The following is an 18,521-nucleotide window of genomic DNA, read 5'->3' as shown; positions in this document are numbered from 1 at the left end:
TTTAATTTTCCTTTGATAGTAGCTCTAAAATGCGATTTAAATCTTCTTTATTGAAAAATTCAATTTCGATTTTACCTTTTTCTTTTTTCGTTTCTTTAATCTTCACATCTGTACCAAACTTTTCTCTTAAAAATGTTTCGCGTTCTACAAAAAATATATTTCTTTCTTTTTTCACTTGTATTGTTTCACGTGAAACGCGTTGATTAATCTCCTGGACAATTTGTTCTAATTGGCGAACGTTCAATCCTTCTTTTTCGATTCGTTTTAATAGAGCTTTCAACTGTTCCTCATCTTTTATCGTAAGTAAAGTTCTTCCATGAGCCATTGAAAGCTGACCGTTTGCAATCATATCTTGAACGAATGAAGGGAGGCTTAATAACCGGGTATAATTGGCGATGTAAGGCCTGCTTTTACCAAGACGTTTGGCTAATTGTTCTTGCGTTACATTTAGCTCATTCATTAACATCTGATATGCCATTGCCTCTTCCATAGGATTTAAATCTTCTCTTTGTAAGTTTTCAAGCAAAGCAAATTCCATCATTTGCTGCTCATTTAATTGCCTTACAACAGCAGGTACTTTTTCAAGTCCAGCCTCTTTAGCAGCACGATATCTTCTTTCACCTGCAACAATTTCATATCCTTTAATACTCTTTCGAGCAATTAAAGGTTGCAATATGCCGTGTTCTTTAATAGAAGCCGCTAATTCCTGAATCGCTTCTTTATTGAAGTGTTTACGTGGTTGATATGGATTCGGCCTTAATTCAGTTACTACAATCTCCTGAATTGTTTCTTCTTCTTTCACATCTAAATCAGGAAAAAACACATTGATTCCTCTTCCTAACCCCTTAGCCACCTGCAATCACTTCCTCTGCTAAATCTATATATACTTCTGCCCCTCTTGATTTAGCGTCATACTGCATAATTGGTTTTCCATGACTTGGTGCCTCACTTAAGCGAACATTGCGAGGAATAATTGAACGATACACTTTATCCCTAAAGTATTTTTTCACTTCATCTATAACTTGAATTCCTAAATTTGTACGAGCATCCAACATCGTTAGCAATACACCTTGAATTGCTAAATTTTTGTTTAAATGCTTCTGTACAAGTCGAACTGTATTTAATAGCTGACTTAACCCTTCCAGCGCGTAATATTCACACTGTACAGGAATAATAACAGAATCTGCTGCTGTTAACGCATTAATCGTTAGTAATCCTAATGATGGGGGGCAGTCAATAATAATATAATCATATTCGTCACGAATTGGCTGTAATGCTCTCTGCAAGCGTACTTCCCGGGAAATGGTTGGTACCAATTCAATTTCGGCACCAGCCAATTGAATTGTAGCGGGTAGAACATCCAAGTTTTCAGTTGCGGTTTTCCGTATAACACCTTGAACATCTGCATCTTCCACAAGAACATTATAGATACATTGATCTAATTCAGATTTTTCAATTCCTACACCAGTCGTTGCGTTTCCTTGAGCATCAATATCTACAAGAAGGACTTTTTTTCCTACTTGTGCCAATCCGGCTCCTAAATTAACGGATGTTGTTGTTTTTCCAACACCGCCTTTTTGATTAGCAATAGCAATGATTTTTCCCATGATGTCACCTACTTTCAACCTTTCTTTCTTATTCTAGAAACAATTACGTTTATTGTAACATGAAATAAAAGTTTTTCTTTTACGTCCTTATTAAACTTCAAAATTTATTTCTAAACTCCTTCTTCATTTAACAAGAAAATATAGTAAAAGAGACCTTTCCAATAGGATAAGGTCTCTAGCACATAATTATTTTTTCTTCGGAATTTTAATTGTAATTTGATAGTACTCATCAAATTCTTCTTCCGCAGAATTAACATTCAAACCACTGTTAGCAACCATTCGTAATGATTGTCTAATTGTATTCATAGCAATTCTCGCATCTCGACTTACTGCTTTTTGCTTCGCTTTGCGCTTTGGTTTTACTTCCTCTAGTAACTTCGCAATTCGTTCTTCTGTTTGCTTTACATTCAATTGCTTCTCCACAATTTCTTGTAAAACCTTCAGTTGTAATTCCTCATTTTTCAAAGGAATAAGAGCGCGAGCATGCCGTTCTGTAATACTCTTTTCTAATAATGCATTTTTTATTTCTTCGGGCAACTTTAATAATCGTAATTTATTTGCGATTGTGGATTGCCCTTTTCCAAGTCGTTGTGCCAATGCTTCTTGTGTTAAATTATGTAACTCAATCAGCTTTTGATATGCCACAGCCTCCTCGATTGCTGTTAATTCCTCACGCTGCAAATTTTCAATTAACGCCACAGAAGCTGTCTCAGTATCATTTAAATTTTTTATTATTGCAGGAACCTTTTCCCACCCTAATTTTGTTGCTGCACGAAAACGTCTTTCCCCGGCAATAATCTCGTACTTATCATCCTCATATTGTCTCACAACAATCGGCTGGATAAGCCCATGTGTACGAATCGTTAAAGCTAGCTCCTCAATACGTGCATCATCAAAAACTGTTCGCGGTTGATAGCGGTTAGGGGTAATATTTACTATCGGTATTTCTTGTATTTCTTCAAATACCTTTTTATCTATTTCTTCATGGCTTTCGTCTTGTAATTCGAATTCGCTCTCTTTATCTCCAAAGCCAAATAAACGAGAAAACGTATTTTTCATACATATTCCACCACCTTTTAGGCCTATTGACTGTTCTACATAAAATGTTTCCTATGAAACATTTACGTTTTCATTTATATAATTTAATCTTACGTCTAATAAGATTTATTTTTCAATAGGTAATTTATTGGGTGTTCCCGGTTTGCGTGGATATTTCTTTGGTGTCTTGCGCTTTTTCTCGATTAATAAAATATTACGCTCACTTTCTTCAAACGGTAATTGGAACGTAGACATTTCTTTTAATTCTCCGCCAAGTACCTCTAAAGCATGCTTGCCATTTTCAATTTCTTCATTCGCTGCTGCACCTTTCATAGCAATGAATGTTCCTCCTACTTTTACAAGTGGTAAACATAGCTCGCTCAGTACAGAAAGACGCGCAACTGCACGTGCCATTACAATATCGTATGACTCACGTACACCTTCTTTTTTCCCAAATGTTTCAGCGCGATCATGGCAAAATGCAACATCACTTAATTCTAGCTTTTGTGCTAAGTGATTTAAGAAATTAATACGTTTTTGCAATGAATCTACAATTGTTACTTTTAAGTGTGGGAAACAGATTTTCAAAGGAATGCTTGGGAATCCGGCTCCTGCACCAACATCACAAATAGAGGATGGTTTTGAAAAATCATAATAAAAAGCAGCTGTAATAGAATCAAAAAAGTGTTTTAAGTATACTTCTTCTTTCTCCGTAATAGCTGTTAAATTCATTTTCTCATTCCACTCTACTAACGTTTCAAAGTAGATTTTGAACTGCTCTAACTGTCTAGAAGAGAGGGAAATCCCCTTCTCTTCTAGCATAGATTGAAATTGTTCTATGTTCATCTAGCAATATCTCCTTACTATTTATTGGTTCGATACTCGTGCAATTTTTCCTTGTTCAATGTACACAAGCAAAATGGAAACATCAGCTGGATTTACGCCAGAAATACGTGAAGCTTGCCCCATCGAAAGCGGACGAACATCTTTTAGTTTCTGTCTAGCTTCTGATGCAATTCCAGAAATCGCATCATAATCAATATCCACAGGAATTTTTTTGTTTTCCATTTTCTTCATACGGTCTACTTGCTGTAAAGATTTTTCGATATATCCTTCGTACTTAATCTGAATCTCAACTTGTTCTGTAATCTCATCATTTAATTCTACTTCACTTGGTACTAAAAGATGGATATGCTCATATGTCATCTCTGGGCGACGTAATAAATCACTTGCGCGTATCCCATCTTTCAATTCACTTCCACCAATACTACGAATTAATTCTTGAACTTCAGGACGCGGTTTAATAAAAATACTCTCTAAACGTTCCTTTTCCTGTTCAATTTGTAGTTTTTTATTTGTAAATCTCTCATAACGATCTTCTTTAATTAAACCAATTTCCCGACCAATCTCAGTTAGACGAAGATCTGCATTATCATGGCGTAATAATAAACGATATTCTGCTCGAGATGTTAATAAACGGTATGGTTCATTTGTACCTTTTGTTACAAGATCATCAATTAAGACACCAATATATGCATCTGCACGACCTAAAATAACTTCTTTTTTACCTAAAGAACGGCATGCTGCATTAATTCCAGCCATAAGTCCTTGTCCTGCCGCTTCTTCGTAACCAGAAGTTCCATTAATTTGTCCTGCTGTATATAAATTTTTAATGTTTTTCGTTTCAAGTGTTGGCCATAATTGCGTTGGCACAATTGCATCATATTCAATGGCATAACCTGTACGCATCATTTCAACATTTTCCAGACCTGGGATTGTTCTAAGCATGTCTCGCTGTACATCTTCTGGTAAGCTTGTGGATAAACCTTGTACATATACTTCTTGTGTGTTGCGTCCCTCTGGCTCTAAGAAAATTTGATGACGTGGTTTATCATTAAATCTTACTACTTTATCTTCAATAGAAGGGCAGTATCTAGGTCCCGTTCCTTTAATCATACCAGAATACATAGCTGAGCGATGTAAATTTTCATCTATTAAACGATGTGTTTCCGTACTCGTATATGTCAACCAACAAGGAATTTGATCCATAATAAATTTTGTCGTTTCAAAAGAGAACGCACGTGGTTTATCATCACCTGGTTGAATTTCTGTCTTACTGTAGTCAATTGTATTACTGTTTACACGCGGAGGTGTACCTGTTTTAAATCTCACAAGATCAAATCCAAGTTCCTCTAAATGTTCAGATAATGTAATAGATGGTTGCTGATTATTTGGACCGCTCGAATATTTCAAGTCGCCCATAATAATCTCACCACGTAAAAATGTTCCAGTCGTAATTACAACTGTTTTTGCTGTATATTCGGCACCAGCTTGCGTAATTACCCCTTTACATACACCATCTTCAACAATTAAACGCTCTACCATTCCTTGGAACAACGTTAAGTTTGGTGTCTCTTCAATCGTTTTCTTCAATTCATGCTGGTAAGAGAATTTATCAGCTTGTGCTCGAAGTGCACGTACAGCTGGTCCTTTACCTGTATTTAACATACGCATTTGAATATGCGTTTTATCAATATTTCGTCCCATTTCTCCGCCTAATGCATCAATTTCACGAACAACAATCCCTTTTGCTGGTCCACCAACAGAAGGGTTACATGGCATGAACGCTACCATATCTAAATTAATTGTTAGCATTAAGGTTTTTGAGCCCATTCGTGCTGCCGCAAGACCAGCTTCACATCCTGCATGACCTGCACCGATTACTATGACATCGTATGAACCGGCATTGTATCCCATTGTTTATTCCTCCTAAATAATCTCTGTATTATTTTCCTAAACAAAATTGAGAGAACAATTGGTCAATTAAGCTTTCATGGACGGTATCACCAGTAATTTCACCAAGTATTTCCCACGTTCTTGTTAAATCGATTTGTACCATATCAATTGGCACACCATTTTCTATCGCTTCAATTGCATCACCAATTGTTTTTCCTGCTTGTGTTAATAGCCCGATATGTCTCGCATTAGAAACATATGTCATATCTGCAGAATCAATTGCTCCTTCAAAGAATAAATCAGCTATTGCCTTTTCAAGCTCATCAATTCCTCGTTCCTCAATTAAGGATGTTGTAATAACACGATTACCCACCGCTAACTCTGTAACACGTTCCATATCAATTTCTCGCGGTAGATCTGTCTTATTTACAATGACAATGAAATCTTTTCCTTGTACAGCACGGAATAGTTCTTCATCTTCATTTGTTAAAGCCTCGCTATAGTTGACTACAACTAACACTAAGTCCGCTTGATTCATCATTTCTTTCGAACGCTCTACACCAATTCGCTCAACAACATCTTCCGTTTCACGAATTCCGGCTGTATCTATAAGTTTAAGTGGTACACCACGCACATTAACGTACTCTTCAATAACATCACGAGTTGTTCCTGCAATATCGGTTACGATTGCTTTTTTCTCCTGAACAAGACTATTTAATAGCGATGACTTTCCAACGTTAGGTCTACCGATAATTGCGGTTGCGATACCTTCACGTAAAATTTTCCCTTGCTTCGACGTTTCTAATATCTTTTCAATTTCAGCACGGACATGTGTGGCTTTCTCAATTAAAATATTATGCGTCATCTCTTCTACATCATCGTATTCTGGGTAATCTATATTTACCTCAACATGAGCTAATGTTTCTAATATTTCCTGACGCAGACGACCAATCAATTTAGATAATCGTCCTTCCATTTGGTTAATTGCTACATTCATTGCACGATCTGTTTTTGCACGGATTAAATCCATAACAGCTTCTGCTTGTGATAAATCAATACGTCCATTTAAAAAAGCACGTTTTGTAAATTCACCAGGCTCAGCTAATCGTACTCCTTGTGCTAAAATAAGCTGTAGTACTTTATTTACCGAAACAAGTCCACCATGACAGTTAATTTCCACTATATTTTCACGTGTAAAAGTCCTTGGTGCACGCATAATAGACACCATAACTTCTTCAATAACTTGATTTGTATCTAAATCAACAATATGACCATAATGAATAGTGTGAGAAGGAACCTCTGTTAAATCCTTCCCTTTAAAAATACGATTCACTTTCTCAACCGCATCATCCCCACTTACTCGAACAATGGCAATTGCACCTTCCCCAAGTGCTGTGGAAATCGCGGCAATTGTATCAAATTCCATGTCCTTTCACCTCACTTGCTTATTTATCTATATTTCAACATGATTTTTTCCTTCACTAAATTATTAGGATACCATAACGAACCTATCTACAAAAGAATAATAACTCATTTTATTATGTCCTCATGTAAAAAACACTAAACTTATTCACAGTGGATAAGTTTAGTGTTTTTTAGTTATCCACAATCATTTTCGCCTCAAAAAAACCGGCACTCAATTGAGTAACCGGTCATTTGGGAGATATTACAACATGCCGATGTGGTTCTTTTCCTTCAGAAGTTGTAATGATACTTTGATGATTAGATAATGCTTGATGAATAATTTTTCGTTCAAAAGATGGCATTGGTTCTAACACAACTCTTTTTTTCGTACTTACCACTTGTTTTGCTAATCGATAAGAAAGCGATTCTAACGTGTTTTTTCTTTTACTACGATAGTTTTCAGCATCTAGTGTAATACCGATGTATTGATTTGTATTACGATTCGCAACAAGTTTTGTTAAATACTGTAAAGAATTCAACGTATTACCTCTTTTTCCAATTAAAACACCTACATTTTCACCGAAAATTGTAAATTCAACTTCGCGTCCTTTTACAATTTTTCTAATCTCAACTTCCACACCCATATTGTGAATAACATTTTTTAAATATTCTTCACACTCCTGGATTGGATCTTTCTTTAATACAACTTCTACTACAGCTGGACGATTCCCAAATAAACCCAGAAATCCTCTCTTGCCCTCATCGATAATGTTTATATCTACTCGATCTTTTGAAGCATTTAATTGTCTTAAAGCATCTTGTACTGCCAGCTCGACTGTTTGTCCTTTAGCAGTAATTATACTCACTTGCTTGATCCTCCTGCCTTACTAGCCTTAATTTCAGGCCCTTTGATCATATACATTTGAGCGATACCAAAGATGTTACCAACTACCCAGTACAGTGATAGTGCTGCTGGGAAGTTAATTGCAAAGACTAAAATCATGATTGGCATAAGCCAAATCATCATTGCCATTTGCGGATTTTGTCCAGCTGTTCCTGCCATTGCAAGTTTTTGCTGAATAAATGTCGTAATAGCCGCAACAACCGGAAGGATGTAGTACGGATCTGCGTGCCCTAAATCAAACCATAGGAATGTATGCTTACTAATTTCTGATGTTCTCATAATCGCGTGATAAAAAGCGAATAAAATAGGCATCTGAACAAATATTGGTAAACATCCTGCTAATGGATTTACACCATTTTTTTGATATAACTGCATCATTTCTTGTTGTAATTTTTGCTGTGTTGCTTGGTCTTTCGAGCTATATTTCTCTTTTAACCTCACCATTTCTGGTTGTAACGCCTGCATCGCTTTCGTACTCTTCGTTTGTTTGATCATTAATGGTAATAATGCAAAACGAATAATAAGAGTCGTAACAACGATCGCTAAACCGTAATTATCACCAAGCAATTTCGCGAAATACGTGATTAACTGAGAAAGCGGGTATACGAAATATTCATTCCAAATCCCAGTGCTCTTCGATGTAATCGGCTGATTCGTTTGATTACAACCGGTAGCAATTGCCATTAATGCAACAACCATGGCTAGTAAACCTATTTTCTTTTTCAAAGCCTGCTCCTCCTTGTTTCGGTATGTATATAGTGTAATTCATTTCCTTACGCTACTTTTTTATTATTTTCATACCAGAGCGTTTAAAGACATGAATTAAGCTTTTCTTTAACTCTTCATATGTCATCTCTGCACAAGGTTTCCTTGCTATTATAACAAAATCTTTTCCAGAATCTATCTCATCTTTTAATTCTATAATCGATTGGCGAATCATACGCTTAATTCGATTACGAACTACTGCATTTCCTATTTTCTTACTAACAGAAAGGCCAATGCGAAAGTGTGGCTGTTTTTCTTTATCTAATTGGTATACAACAAACTGACGATTAGCATTCGACTGTCCTTTTTGGAAAACAGCCTGGAATTCATCATTCTTTTTTATACGATTTTTTTTCTTCATATCAATTGACACTCCTGTATTTCATCAGTGGAAATTCATTATTATTAGAAAAAAAGACCACTGAACGATCAGTGGTCTACGCAGATAATACTTTTCTTCCTTTACGACGACGAGCTGCTAGCACTTTACGTCCGTTCGCTGTGCTCATACGGCTGCGGAAACCATGTACTTTGCTGCGCTTACGTTTATTTGGTTGGTAAGTTCTTTTCATTATATGACACCTCCCTGAGGAATATCTGTTAAAGACAGTCTAATAAATTATAGTAAATCAACTAGGAAAATGTCAATGGTTCTCGAAATTTTCATCAAATATTCATTTTGAATCTATTCACACACTTTTTCACAACCCCTACATTTCCTTGTGGATAAATGCATTTCCTCTTTTTTTATATCCACAAACCCTTTTTTCACTTTTACACAGTATATCGTATTGTGGACAAGTTTATTCCACAAGGTATTGATTTTGTGGATAACTTTCTTAATTTCATTGCTATAGCCACTTTTTTTTGATATTATAGTTGTGTTTTCACTTTGAATAAGTTTTCCACATCATTATTTTATCCACAATTTGTGTATAACATGTGGATAGTTTAAATCACATGTGGGTAAATAGTTGTCCACATTTGTTTTTTTGTCGAAAACTCTATCTCGGATACAAACAACGTTTTTATATTTTAAAATACGTTTCGTATAAATATGCATTTAAAATATTTGTGGGTTGTACAATTGTTGCGCAACCTCATTCTTTTACCATCTTTGTAAAGGAGGGACACCTTTGGAAAATATCTCTGATTTATGGAATAGCGCCTTAAAAGAATTAGAAAAAAAGGTGAGTAAGCCAAGTTATGAAACGTGGTTAAAATCAACAACTGCTCATAACTTAAAAAAAGATGTATTAACTATTACAGCTCCAAATGAATTTGCTCGTGACTGGCTAGAATCGCATTATTCAGAACTAATTTCAGAAACACTTTATGATTTAACAGGGGCAAAACTAGCTATTCGCTTTATCATTCCCCAAAGTCAAGCAGAAGAGGATATAGATCTCCCTTCTGTTAAACAAAATCCAGCACATGATGAATCTAACCATTTACCACAGAGCATGTTAAATCCAAAATATACATTTGATACGTTTGTTATCGGCTCTGGTAATCGTTTTGCACATGCTGCTTCTTTAGCTGTAGCCGAAGCGCCGGCTAAAGCCTATAATCCGCTCTTTATTTACGGGGGCGTTGGACTTGGAAAAACGCATTTAATGCACGCAATTGGTCATTATGTAATTGAACACAATCCAAATGCAAAAGTTGTATATTTATCATCTGAAAAATTTACAAATGAATTCATTAACTCAATTCGTGATAATAAAGCTGTCGATTTTCGTAATAAATATCGTAATGTAGATGTCTTATTGATAGATGATATTCAATTTCTTGCTGGAAAAGAACAAACACAAGAAGAGTTTTTCCATACGTTTAATGCATTACATGAAGAAAGTAAACAAATTGTAATTTCAAGTGATAGACCTCCAAAAGAGATCCCAACTTTAGAAGATCGCCTTCGTTCTCGCTTTGAATGGGGTTTAATCACAGATATTACGCCACCAGATTTAGAAACTAGAATCGCAATTTTACGTAAAAAGGCAAAAGCAGAAGGTCTTGATATACCAAATGAAGTTATGCTTTATATCGCAAATCAAATTGACTCAAACATTCGTGAACTAGAGGGTGCACTTATTCGAGTTGTAGCTTATTCATCTTTAATTAATAAAGATATGAATGCTGATTTAGCGGCCGAAGCACTTAAAGATATTATTCCAAATTCTATACCTAGGATTATTTCTATTTCTGATATTCAAAAGGCTGTTGGGGGTGTCTATCAAGTAAAATTAGAAGATTTTAAAGCGAAAAAACGCACAAAATCCGTTGCATTCCCTCGCCAAATTGCGATGTATTTATCACGTGAACTTACGGACTCATCTTTACCAAAAATAGGTGAAGAATTTGGTGGTCGCGATCATACAACAGTTATCCATGCTCACGAGAAAATTTCGAAGCTACTAAAAACGGATACTCAATTGCAAAAACACGTTGAAGAAATTAATGATATTTTAAAGTAGTAGTAGCTGAATAGTGTGAATAACTTACTTTGTTTTACGCACAGTCTATCCACATGTAGATAGACTGTTTTTACATCTCTAAACAGAGTTATCCACATATCCACAAGTCCTATTACTATTACTACTACTTTTTTATCTTTATTAAATAAATAAAATCTTATACTTACCGGAGGTTTTTCGTTATGCGTTTTACAATACAAAAAGACTATCTTGTAAGAAGTGTACAAGATGTAATGAAGGCTGTTTCTTCCCGTACAACCATTCCAATTCTTACAGGGATTAAAGTTGTAGCAACTGAAGAAGGGGTTACTTTAACAGGTAGCGATGCAGATATTTCCATTGAGTCATTTATCCCAGTTGAAGATGCTGGAAAAGAAATTGTAGAAATTGAACAATCAGGAAGCATTGTTTTACAAGCAAAATATTTTAGTGAGATCGTAAAAAAATTACCTAAAGACATTGTCGAAATTTCTGTGGAAAATCATTTTATGACAAAAATAAAATCTGGAAAATCAGAGTTTAATCTAAACGGTTTAGATTCTGCTGAATATCCGTTATTACCACAAATCGAAGAACATCATGTATTTAAGATTCCAACAGATTTATTAAAGCACATGATTCGTCAAACTGTATTTGCAGTTTCAAGTTCTGAAACAAGACCAATCTTGACAGGTGTAAACTGGAGAGTATATAACAGCGAATTAACTTGTATTGCAACAGATAGTCACAGGCTAGCACTTCGTAAAGCGAAAATAGCAGGACATGATATTGCCGATGAATTTCAAGCAAATGTCGTTATTCCTGGTAAAAGCTTAAATGAATTAAGTAAAATTCTAGATGAGTCTGAAGAAATGGTAGATATCGTTATTACGGAGTATCAAGTATTATTCCGTACAAAACATTTATTATTCTTCTCGAGATTGTTAGAAGGAAATTATCCAGATACAACACGTTTAATTCCAGCTGAGAGTAAGACTGATATTTTTGTAAATACAAAAGAGTTTTTACAAGCAATTGATCGTGCTTCACTATTAGCAAGGGATGGTCGTAACAACGTTGTTAAATTATCGACGTTAGAACAACAGATGCTAGAGATTTCTTCGAATTCGCCAGAAATCGGAAAAGTAGTAGAAGAGGTTCAATGTGAAAATGTAGATGGAGAAGAATTAAAAATATCTTTTAGTGCAAAATATATGATGGACGCATTAAAAGCTTTAGATAGTACAGAAATTAAAGTTAGTTTTACTGGAGCAATGAGACCGTTCTTAATTCGTACAGTAAATGATAATTCCATTATCCAATTAATTTTACCGGTCCGTACTTACTAAGTAAGGATTAAGGGTTGCTAGTTTAAAGGTACTAGTGACCCTTATTTGATTTGTAGGGTATTACTTTCCTAATGCTAGTTTATTTAGTACAATGAAAGAATGAACACTTTCAGAAAGTGAGCGATTTTATGAAACTTATTAAGATTTCAACAGAATACATTACACTAGGACAATTTTTAAAGTTAGCTGATGTAATTGATACAGGTGGCGCTGTAAAATGGTTCTTACAAGAATATGAAGTATACGTGAATCAAGAACTTGAAAATAGAAGAGGCCGAAAGTTATATGCAAATGATATTGTTGAAATTCCGGGAAGCGGAACTTTCCAAGTTCAGGCATAAAGGGGGATCCCTTTGTTTATTACAGAAATACAATTAAAAAACTATCGCAATTATGAGCATTTAGAGCTTTCCTTTGAGGATAAAGTCAATGTAATTATTGGGGAAAATGCCCAAGGGAAAACGAATCTAATGGAAGCTATATATGTACTGGCGATGGCGAAATCCCATAGAACTTCGAACGATCGTGAACTCATTCGTTGGGATGAGGATTATGGTAATATAAAAGGTAGATTACAAAAGCGAAATAGTTCTTTATCTTTAGAATTAAATATTTCAAAAAAAGGTAAAAAGGCAAAGTTGAATCAGTTAGAACAACAAAAATTAAGCCAGTACATTGGTGAAATGAATGTTGTTATGTTTGCCCCAGAAGATTTAAATCTTGTAAAAGGAAGCCCTCAAGTACGAAGACGCTTTTTGGATATGGAACTTGGACAAATAGCTCCTGTCTATTTGTATGAATTAAGCCAATATCAAAAGGTACTCACGCAACGAAATCATTTACTTAAGAAGATGCAAGGAAATAGTAAAAATGAGGAAACGATGCTGGATGTATTTACACTTCAACTTATCGAGCATGGTGCGAAAATTTTGCGGAAACGTTTTGAGTTTTTACATTTACTACAAGAATGGGCTGCTCCAATTCACCGTGGAATTAGCAGGGGATTAGAGGAGCTAGAAATCGTGTATAAACCAAGCGTAGATGTATCAGAATCAATGGATTTGTCGAAAATAAAAGAAGTATACTATGAAAGTTTTCAAACTGTGAAACAACGTGAAATTTTTCGTGGTACAACTTTACTCGGTCCTCATCGTGATGATTTACAATTCTTCGTTAATAGTAAAAATGTTCAAGTCTTTGGTTCACAAGGACAACAACGAACAACCGCACTATCCCTAAAATTGGCTGAAATTGAATTGATATACTCAGAGGTTAAGGAATATCCAATCCTTTTACTAGATGATGTGTTATCAGAATTAGATGATTATCGTCAATCGCATCTGCTAAATACAATTCAAGGAAAAGTGCAAACATTTGTGACAACGACGAGTGTCGACGGAATTGAACACGAAACATTGAAAGAAGCGAAAACAATTCATGTAACGAACGGCACGGTAGATTGTGAAATAGACAGAAAATAATTTCTGTTTAAATGGAAAAGTAGGTGATCTTTGTGTCAATGGAACAAAAGCAAATGCAGGAAAATGCATATGATGAAAGTCAGATTCAGGTGTTAGAAGGACTGGAAGCGGTTCGTAAGCGTCCTGGTATGTATATCGGCTCTACAAGTGGAAAAGGTCTTCATCACCTCGTATGGGAAATAGTTGATAATAGTATTGACGAAGCTTTAGCCGGATATTGTGATGAAATTAATGTCAGTATTGAAGAAGATAATAGTATTGTTGTAACAGATGATGGTCGTGGTATCCCAGTTGGTATTCAAGAGAAAATGGGACGTCCTGCTGTAGAGGTTATTATGACGGTCCTTCATGCTGGAGGGAAATTTGGCGGTGGCGGTTATAAAGTCTCCGGTGGTTTGCACGGAGTAGGTGCATCTGTTGTAAATGCTTTATCAACAGAATTAGAGGTATTTGTACATCGAGATGGAAAAGTTCACTATCAAAAATATGAACGTGGTATCCCGGTTGCGGATTTAAAGGTAATAGGTGAAACAGACCGCACAGGAACAATAACACGATTTAAGCCAGATCCAGAAATTTTTCAAGAGACGACAGAATACGAATTTGATACATTAGCTACCCGTATGCGTGAGCTAGCGTTTTTAAATCGTAATATTAAATTAACAATTGAAGATAAGCGTGAACATAAGCAAAAGAAAGAATTCCATTATGAAGGTGGAATTAAATCATATGTTGAACATTTAAATCGTTCAAAGCAACCGATTCATGAAGAACCTGTATATGTTGAAGGTTCAAAAGATGGAATTCAGGTTGAGGTTTCCCTTCAATATAACGAAGGATATACTAATCATATTTACTCATTTACAAATAATATTCATACGTATGAAGGCGGTACGCATGAGGTAGGCTTTAAGACTGCCCTAACACGTGTAATTAACGATTATGGTCGTAAAAATAACATTTTAAAAGATGCGGATAGTAATTTAACTGGTGAAGATGTTCGTGAAGGTTTAACAGCAATCGTGTCAATTAAACATCCAAATCCACAATTTGAAGGACAAACAAAGACGAAACTTGGGAATAGTGAAGCGAGAACGATTACAGAGTCTGTATTCTCAGAGGCGTTTGAGAAGTTCTTGCTGGAAAATCCCAATGTTGCACGTAAAATTGTAGATAAAGGGACTATGGCAGCGCGTGCACGTGTAGCGGCTAAAAAAGCTCGTGAATTAACGCGCCGAAAGAGTGCTCTAGAAGTCTCAAGTTTACCAGGGAAGTTGGCAGATTGTTCTTCTAAAGATCCAGCAATTAGCGAAATTTATATCGTAGAGGGCGACTCTGCGGGGGGATCAGCGAAACAAGGGCGCGATCGTCATTTCCAAGCGATTTTACCACTGAAGGGTAAAATTATTAATGTTGAAAAGGCACGCTTAGATAAGATTTTATCAAATGATGAAGTGCGTACAATTATAACAGCGATTGGTACAAATATTGGTGGGGACTTCGATATAGAGAAGGCTCGTTATCATAAAGTTATTATTATGACAGATGCTGACGTGGATGGTGCGCATATTCGTACCCTATTATTAACGTTCTTCTATCGTTATATGCGTCAAATCATTGAGTATGGTTATATATATATTGCACAGCCACCGTTGTTTAAAGTACAACAAGGTAAAAAAATTCAATATGCTTACAATGATAGAGAGCTTGAAAAGATATTAGCGGAGCTACCAGCTCATCCGAAACCGGGAATTCAGCGTTATAAAGGTCTAGGGGAAATGAATCCAACTCAGTTATGGGAAACGACAATGGACCCAGAAGTACGTTCATTACTTCAAGTTTCTCTTCAAGATGCAATTGAGGCAGACGAAACATTTGAAATTTTAATGGGTGATAAAGTAGAACCACGTCGTAATTTTATCCAAGAAAATGCAAAATACGTGAAAAACCTTGATATTTAAGTAAGTAATGACAGGGATCTAAGTATTCCTGTCTTCTACATATAAATCAATGTATGTGTAACGGAAATGTAAGAGGAGGTGCTCGTTGATGTCAGATAATCAACAACAAGCACGAATTCGAGAAATTAATATTAGTCACGAAATGCGTACCTCATTTTTAGATTACGCAATGAGTGTTATCGTATCTCGTGCACTACCAGATGTTCGTGATGGATTAAAACCCGTACATCGCAGGGTTTTATACGCAATGAATGATTTAGGAATTACAGCTGACAAAGCATATAAGAAATCGGCGCGTATTGTCGGCGAAGTAATCGGTAAGTATCATCCACACGGTGATTCAGCTGTTTATGAAACAATGGTACGTATGGCGCAAGATTTTAGTCAACGTTATATGCTTGTTGACGGACATGGTAATTTCGGTTCTGTTGATGGAGATTCAGCGGCAGCAATGCGTTATACAGAAGCAAGAATGTCTAAGATCTCTATGGAATTAATACGAGATATTACCAAAAATACAATTGACTATCAAGATAACTATGATGGTTCTGAGAGAGAACCGATTGTATTACCAGCCCGTTTCCCTAATTTATTAGTAAATGGTACAACAGGTATTGCGGTTGGTATGGCAACGAATATTCCACCGCATCAACTTGGGGAAGTAATTGATGGTGTATTGGCATTAAGTCATAATCCCGAAATTACCATTGCTGAATTAATGGAATGTATTCCAGGACCAGATTTCCCAACAGCAGGTTTGATCTTAGGAAGAAGTGGGATTCGAAGAGCTTACGAGACAGGTCGTGGTTCTATTATAATTCGTGCTAAAGTTGAAATTGAAGAGAGAGCCAACGGTAAACAATCTATTATTGTAACTGAGCTACCTTATCAAGTTAATAAGGCACGTTTAATTGAAAAAATTGCAGAATTAGTTCGTGATAAGAAAATTGAAGGTATTACAGATTTACGTGATGAATCGGATCGAAATGGTATGCGTATTGTTATGGAAGTACGTCGCGATGCAAATGCCAATGTACTATTAAATAATCTATATAAACACACAGCACTTCAAACAAGTTTCGGTATTAATATGTTGTCTCTTGTAAATGGAGAGCCACAAGTTCTGAATTTAAAACAAAATTTATATCATTATTTAGAGCATCAGAAGGTCGTGATTCGTAGACGTACTGCTTATGAATTAGAGAAAGCGGAAGCGCGCGCTCATATTTTAGAGGGATTACGAATTGCTTTAGATCATCTTGATGAAGTTATTACGTTAATCCGTAGTTCAAAAACAGCCGATATTGCAAAACAAGGTTTAATGGAACGCTTCGGCTTAAGTGAAAAACAAGCACAGGCGATTTTAGATATGCGTCTGCAACGTTTAACTGGACTAGAACGTGAAAAAATCGAACAAGAATATCAAGACTTAATGAAGCTAATTGCAGAATTAAAAGCAATTTTAGCAGATGAAGAGAAGGTTCTTGAGATCATTCGTGAGGAATTAACGGAAGTAAAAGAACGTTTTAATGACAAGAGACGAACTGAAATCACAATCGGCGGTATGGAATCTATCGAAGATGAAGATTTAATTCCAGAGCAAAACATTGCAATTACATTAACTCACAATGGTTATATTAAAAGGTTACCAGCGTCCACGTACAAAACACAGAACCGTGGGGGACGTGGTGTACAAGGAATGGGTACGAATGATGATGACTTCGTTGAACATTTATTAACAACGTCTACCCATGATCATATTTTATTCTTCACAAACAAGGGTAAAGTATACCGTACAAAAGGATATGAAATTCCAGAATATAGTCGTACGGCGAAAGGGCTACCTATTATTAACCTATTAGGAGTAGATAAAGGTGAGTGGATCAACGCTATTATTCCGATTCGTGAATTTGGTGACGATCAGTTCTTATTCTTCACAACGAAACAAGGTATCTCTAAGAGAACACCACTTTCATCATTTGCAAATATACGTACGAATGGTTTAATTGCAATTTCTCTTCGTGAAGAGGATGAAGTAATCTCTGTACGCTTAACATCTGGGGATAAGGATATTATCGTTGGAACAAGTAACGGTATGTTAATTCGTTTCAATGAGCAAGATGTGCGTTCTATGGGACGTAATGCGGCTGGTGTAAAAGCAATTACATTAGGTGATGAAGATCAAGTCGTAGGTATGGAAATTGTCGAAGAGGATGTAAATGTTCTAATTGTAACGAAAAATGGTTATGGAAAGCGTACGCCAATTGATGAATACCGCCTGCAAAGTCGTGGTGGTAAAGGTCTGAAGACTTGTAATATTACAGATAAAAACGGTAAATTAGTAGCGGTTAAGTCTGTAACAGGTGAAGAAGACGTTATGTTAATAACAGCAGCGGGTATTATTATTCGTATGCCGGTTGATCAAATCTCTCAAATGGGACGTAATACACAAGGTGTTCGCCTAATTCGATTAGAGGGTGAACAAGAGGTAGCGACAGTTGCAAAAGCACAAAAAGATGACGAAGAAGAAGTTACCGAAGAGGTTTCTTCTGAAGAATAAGAGTGGGGATTTCCCCGCTCTTTATTTTTTTATAATAATACTTGCATAGTAATAAGAAAGTCTATATAATAGGCAGAGTCAGCAAATGAGTGATACAAATTATCAAAAAAACTTGTTGACGAAAATAATATACTATGATATATTATAAAAGTCGCTGAAACGCGATGTTGAACTTTGAAAACTAAACGAAACAAACAACGTGAAACGTCAATTTTTATTTTTAGATGCTAGACAAACTAACTTTATTGGAGAGTTTGATC

At 35.8% G+C, this 18,521-nt stretch carries 16 protein-coding genes; 6 read left to right on the top strand and 10 right to left on the bottom strand.

The annotated features are described in order from the left end of the window. Position 1: 1 nt before the first annotated feature. The 10 genes from spo0J to rpmH form a co-directional block, all read right to left on the bottom strand. Positions 2–853 (bottom strand): stage 0 sporulation protein Spo0J, encoded by an 852-nt coding sequence (spo0J, locus tag BAU28_RS19140; RefSeq protein ID WP_025146939.1) that lies wholly within the window; start codon positions 851–853, stop codon positions 2–4. Next, positions 846–1,607: a sporulation initiation inhibitor protein Soj gene (gene soj, locus BAU28_RS19135; RefSeq protein ID WP_002174509.1), complete on the bottom strand. Its 762-nt coding sequence runs from the start codon at positions 1,605–1,607 to the stop codon at positions 846–848. Before soj ends, spo0J begins: the two co-directional genes overlap by 8 nt. 186 nt (positions 1,608–1,793) lie before the next feature. Then, positions 1,794–2,666 carry a nucleoid occlusion protein gene (noc, locus tag BAU28_RS19130; protein WP_071719591.1) on the bottom strand — a complete coding sequence of 291 codons (873 nt, stop codon included), beginning with the start codon at positions 2,664–2,666 and terminating at the stop codon, positions 1,794–1,796. 105 nt (positions 2,667–2,771) lie between these two features. Next, a complete protein-coding gene (gene rsmG / locus BAU28_RS19125) occupies positions 2,772–3,491 on the bottom strand; it encodes a 16S rRNA (guanine(527)-N(7))-methyltransferase RsmG (protein ID WP_002174511.1) in 720 nt (239 codons plus the stop codon). A gap of 21 nt (positions 3,492–3,512) precedes the next feature. Next, positions 3,513–5,402, bottom strand: a complete 1,890-nt coding sequence (gene mnmG / locus BAU28_RS19120) for a tRNA uridine-5-carboxymethylaminomethyl(34) synthesis enzyme MnmG (RefSeq protein WP_002174513.1) — start codon at positions 5,400–5,402, stop codon at positions 3,513–3,515. A 28-nt stretch (positions 5,403–5,430) separates the two neighbouring features. Beyond that, positions 5,431–6,807 carry a tRNA uridine-5-carboxymethylaminomethyl(34) synthesis GTPase MnmE gene (gene mnmE, locus BAU28_RS19115; protein WP_071719590.1) on the bottom strand — a complete coding sequence of 459 codons (1,377 nt, stop codon included), beginning with the start codon at positions 6,805–6,807 and terminating at the stop codon, positions 5,431–5,433. 226 nt (positions 6,808–7,033) lie between these two features. After that, positions 7,034–7,651: an RNA-binding cell elongation regulator Jag/EloR gene (gene jag / locus BAU28_RS19110; protein WP_071719589.1), complete on the bottom strand. Its 618-nt coding sequence runs from the start codon at positions 7,649–7,651 to the stop codon at positions 7,034–7,036. Continuing rightward, the gene (gene spoIIIJ, locus BAU28_RS19105) at positions 7,648–8,415 is read right to left on the bottom strand and encodes a YidC family membrane integrase SpoIIIJ (RefSeq protein WP_002174516.1); all 768 of its coding nucleotides are present in this window, start codon (positions 8,413–8,415) and stop codon (positions 7,648–7,650) included. The genes jag and spoIIIJ overlap by 4 nt, the downstream gene beginning before the upstream one ends. 52 nt (positions 8,416–8,467) lie before the next feature. Further along, positions 8,468–8,815 (bottom strand): ribonuclease P protein component, encoded by a 348-nt coding sequence (rnpA, locus tag BAU28_RS19100; RefSeq protein WP_002174517.1) that lies wholly within the window; start codon positions 8,813–8,815, stop codon positions 8,468–8,470. 76 nt (positions 8,816–8,891) lie between these two features. Beyond that, entirely contained in the window at positions 8,892–9,026 is a 135-nt protein-coding gene (rpmH, locus tag BAU28_RS19095; RefSeq protein WP_000831901.1) for a 50S ribosomal protein L34, read from the bottom strand. Positions 9,027–9,590: 564 nt separating this feature from the next. Here rpmH and dnaA point away from each other — a divergent pair. The 6 genes from dnaA (at position 9,591) to gyrA (ending at position 18,261) form a co-directional block, all read left to right on the top strand. Beyond that, positions 9,591–10,931, top strand: coding sequence for a chromosomal replication initiator protein DnaA (gene dnaA, locus BAU28_RS19090; protein ID WP_002174518.1), 1,341 nt, complete (start codon positions 9,591–9,593; stop codon positions 10,929–10,931). A 182-nt stretch (positions 10,932–11,113) separates the two neighbouring features. Further along, the gene (dnaN, locus tag BAU28_RS19085) at positions 11,114–12,259 is read left to right on the top strand and encodes a DNA polymerase III subunit beta (RefSeq protein ID WP_071719588.1); all 1,146 of its coding nucleotides are present in this window, start codon (positions 11,114–11,116) and stop codon (positions 12,257–12,259) included. A 128-nt stretch (positions 12,260–12,387) separates the two neighbouring features. After that, positions 12,388–12,600, top strand: a complete 213-nt coding sequence (yaaA, locus tag BAU28_RS19080; RefSeq protein WP_002016484.1) for a S4 domain-containing protein YaaA — start codon at positions 12,388–12,390, stop codon at positions 12,598–12,600. A 12-nt stretch (positions 12,601–12,612) separates the two neighbouring features. Next, the gene (gene recF, locus BAU28_RS19075) at positions 12,613–13,740 is read left to right on the top strand and encodes a DNA replication/repair protein RecF (RefSeq protein WP_071719587.1); all 1,128 of its coding nucleotides are present in this window, start codon (positions 12,613–12,615) and stop codon (positions 13,738–13,740) included. A 38-nt stretch (positions 13,741–13,778) separates the two neighbouring features. Then, positions 13,779–15,701, top strand: a complete 1,923-nt coding sequence (gene gyrB, locus BAU28_RS19070; protein WP_071719586.1) for a DNA topoisomerase (ATP-hydrolyzing) subunit B — start codon at positions 13,779–13,781, stop codon at positions 15,699–15,701. 88 nt (positions 15,702–15,789) lie between these two features. Next, complete coding sequence (gene gyrA / locus BAU28_RS19065) at positions 15,790–18,261, top strand: DNA gyrase subunit A (RefSeq protein WP_071719585.1); 2,472 nt, start codon at positions 15,790–15,792, stop codon at positions 18,259–18,261. Positions 18,262–18,521 lie beyond the last annotated feature (260 nt).

Source organism: Bacillus paramycoides (genome assembly GCF_001884235.1).
Lineage (GTDB): Bacteria > Bacillota > Bacilli > Bacillales > Bacillaceae_G > Bacillus_A > Bacillus_A paramycoides.
The sequence above is the reverse complement of the archived record's forward strand: the minus strand, read 5'-3'. Positions and strand labels throughout refer to the sequence as shown.

Bases quoted from the DNA above. Each gene is read 5' to 3' on its own strand.
- soj (WP_002174509.1), bottom strand. From the start codon at position 1,607: ATGGGAAAAATCATTGCTATTGCTAATCAAAAAGGCGGTGTTGGAAAA.
- noc (WP_071719591.1), bottom strand. From the start codon at position 2,666: ATGAAAAATACGTTTTCTCGTTTATTTGGCTTTGGAGATAAAGAGAGC.
- rsmG (WP_002174511.1), bottom strand. From the start codon at position 3,491: ATGAACATAGAACAATTTCAATCTATGCTAGAAGAGAAGGGGATTTCC.
- mnmG (WP_002174513.1), bottom strand. From the start codon at position 5,402: ATGGGATACAATGCCGGTTCATACGATGTCATAGTAATCGGTGCAGGT.
- mnmE (WP_071719590.1), bottom strand. From the start codon at position 6,807: ATGGAATTTGATACAATTGCCGCGATTTCCACAGCACTTGGGGAAGGT.
- rnpA (WP_002174517.1), bottom strand. From the start codon at position 8,815: ATGAAGAAAAAAAATCGTATAAAAAAGAATGATGAATTCCAGGCTGTT.
- rpmH (WP_000831901.1), bottom strand. From the start codon at position 9,026: ATGAAAAGAACTTACCAACCAAATAAACGTAAGCGCAGCAAAGTACAT.
- dnaN (WP_071719588.1), top strand. From the start codon at position 11,114: ATGCGTTTTACAATACAAAAAGACTATCTTGTAAGAAGTGTACAAGAT.
- yaaA (WP_002016484.1), top strand. From the start codon at position 12,388: ATGAAACTTATTAAGATTTCAACAGAATACATTACACTAGGACAATTT.
- gyrB (WP_071719586.1), top strand. From the start codon at position 13,779: ATGGAACAAAAGCAAATGCAGGAAAATGCATATGATGAAAGTCAGATT.
- gyrA (WP_071719585.1), top strand. From the start codon at position 15,790: ATGTCAGATAATCAACAACAAGCACGAATTCGAGAAATTAATATTAGT.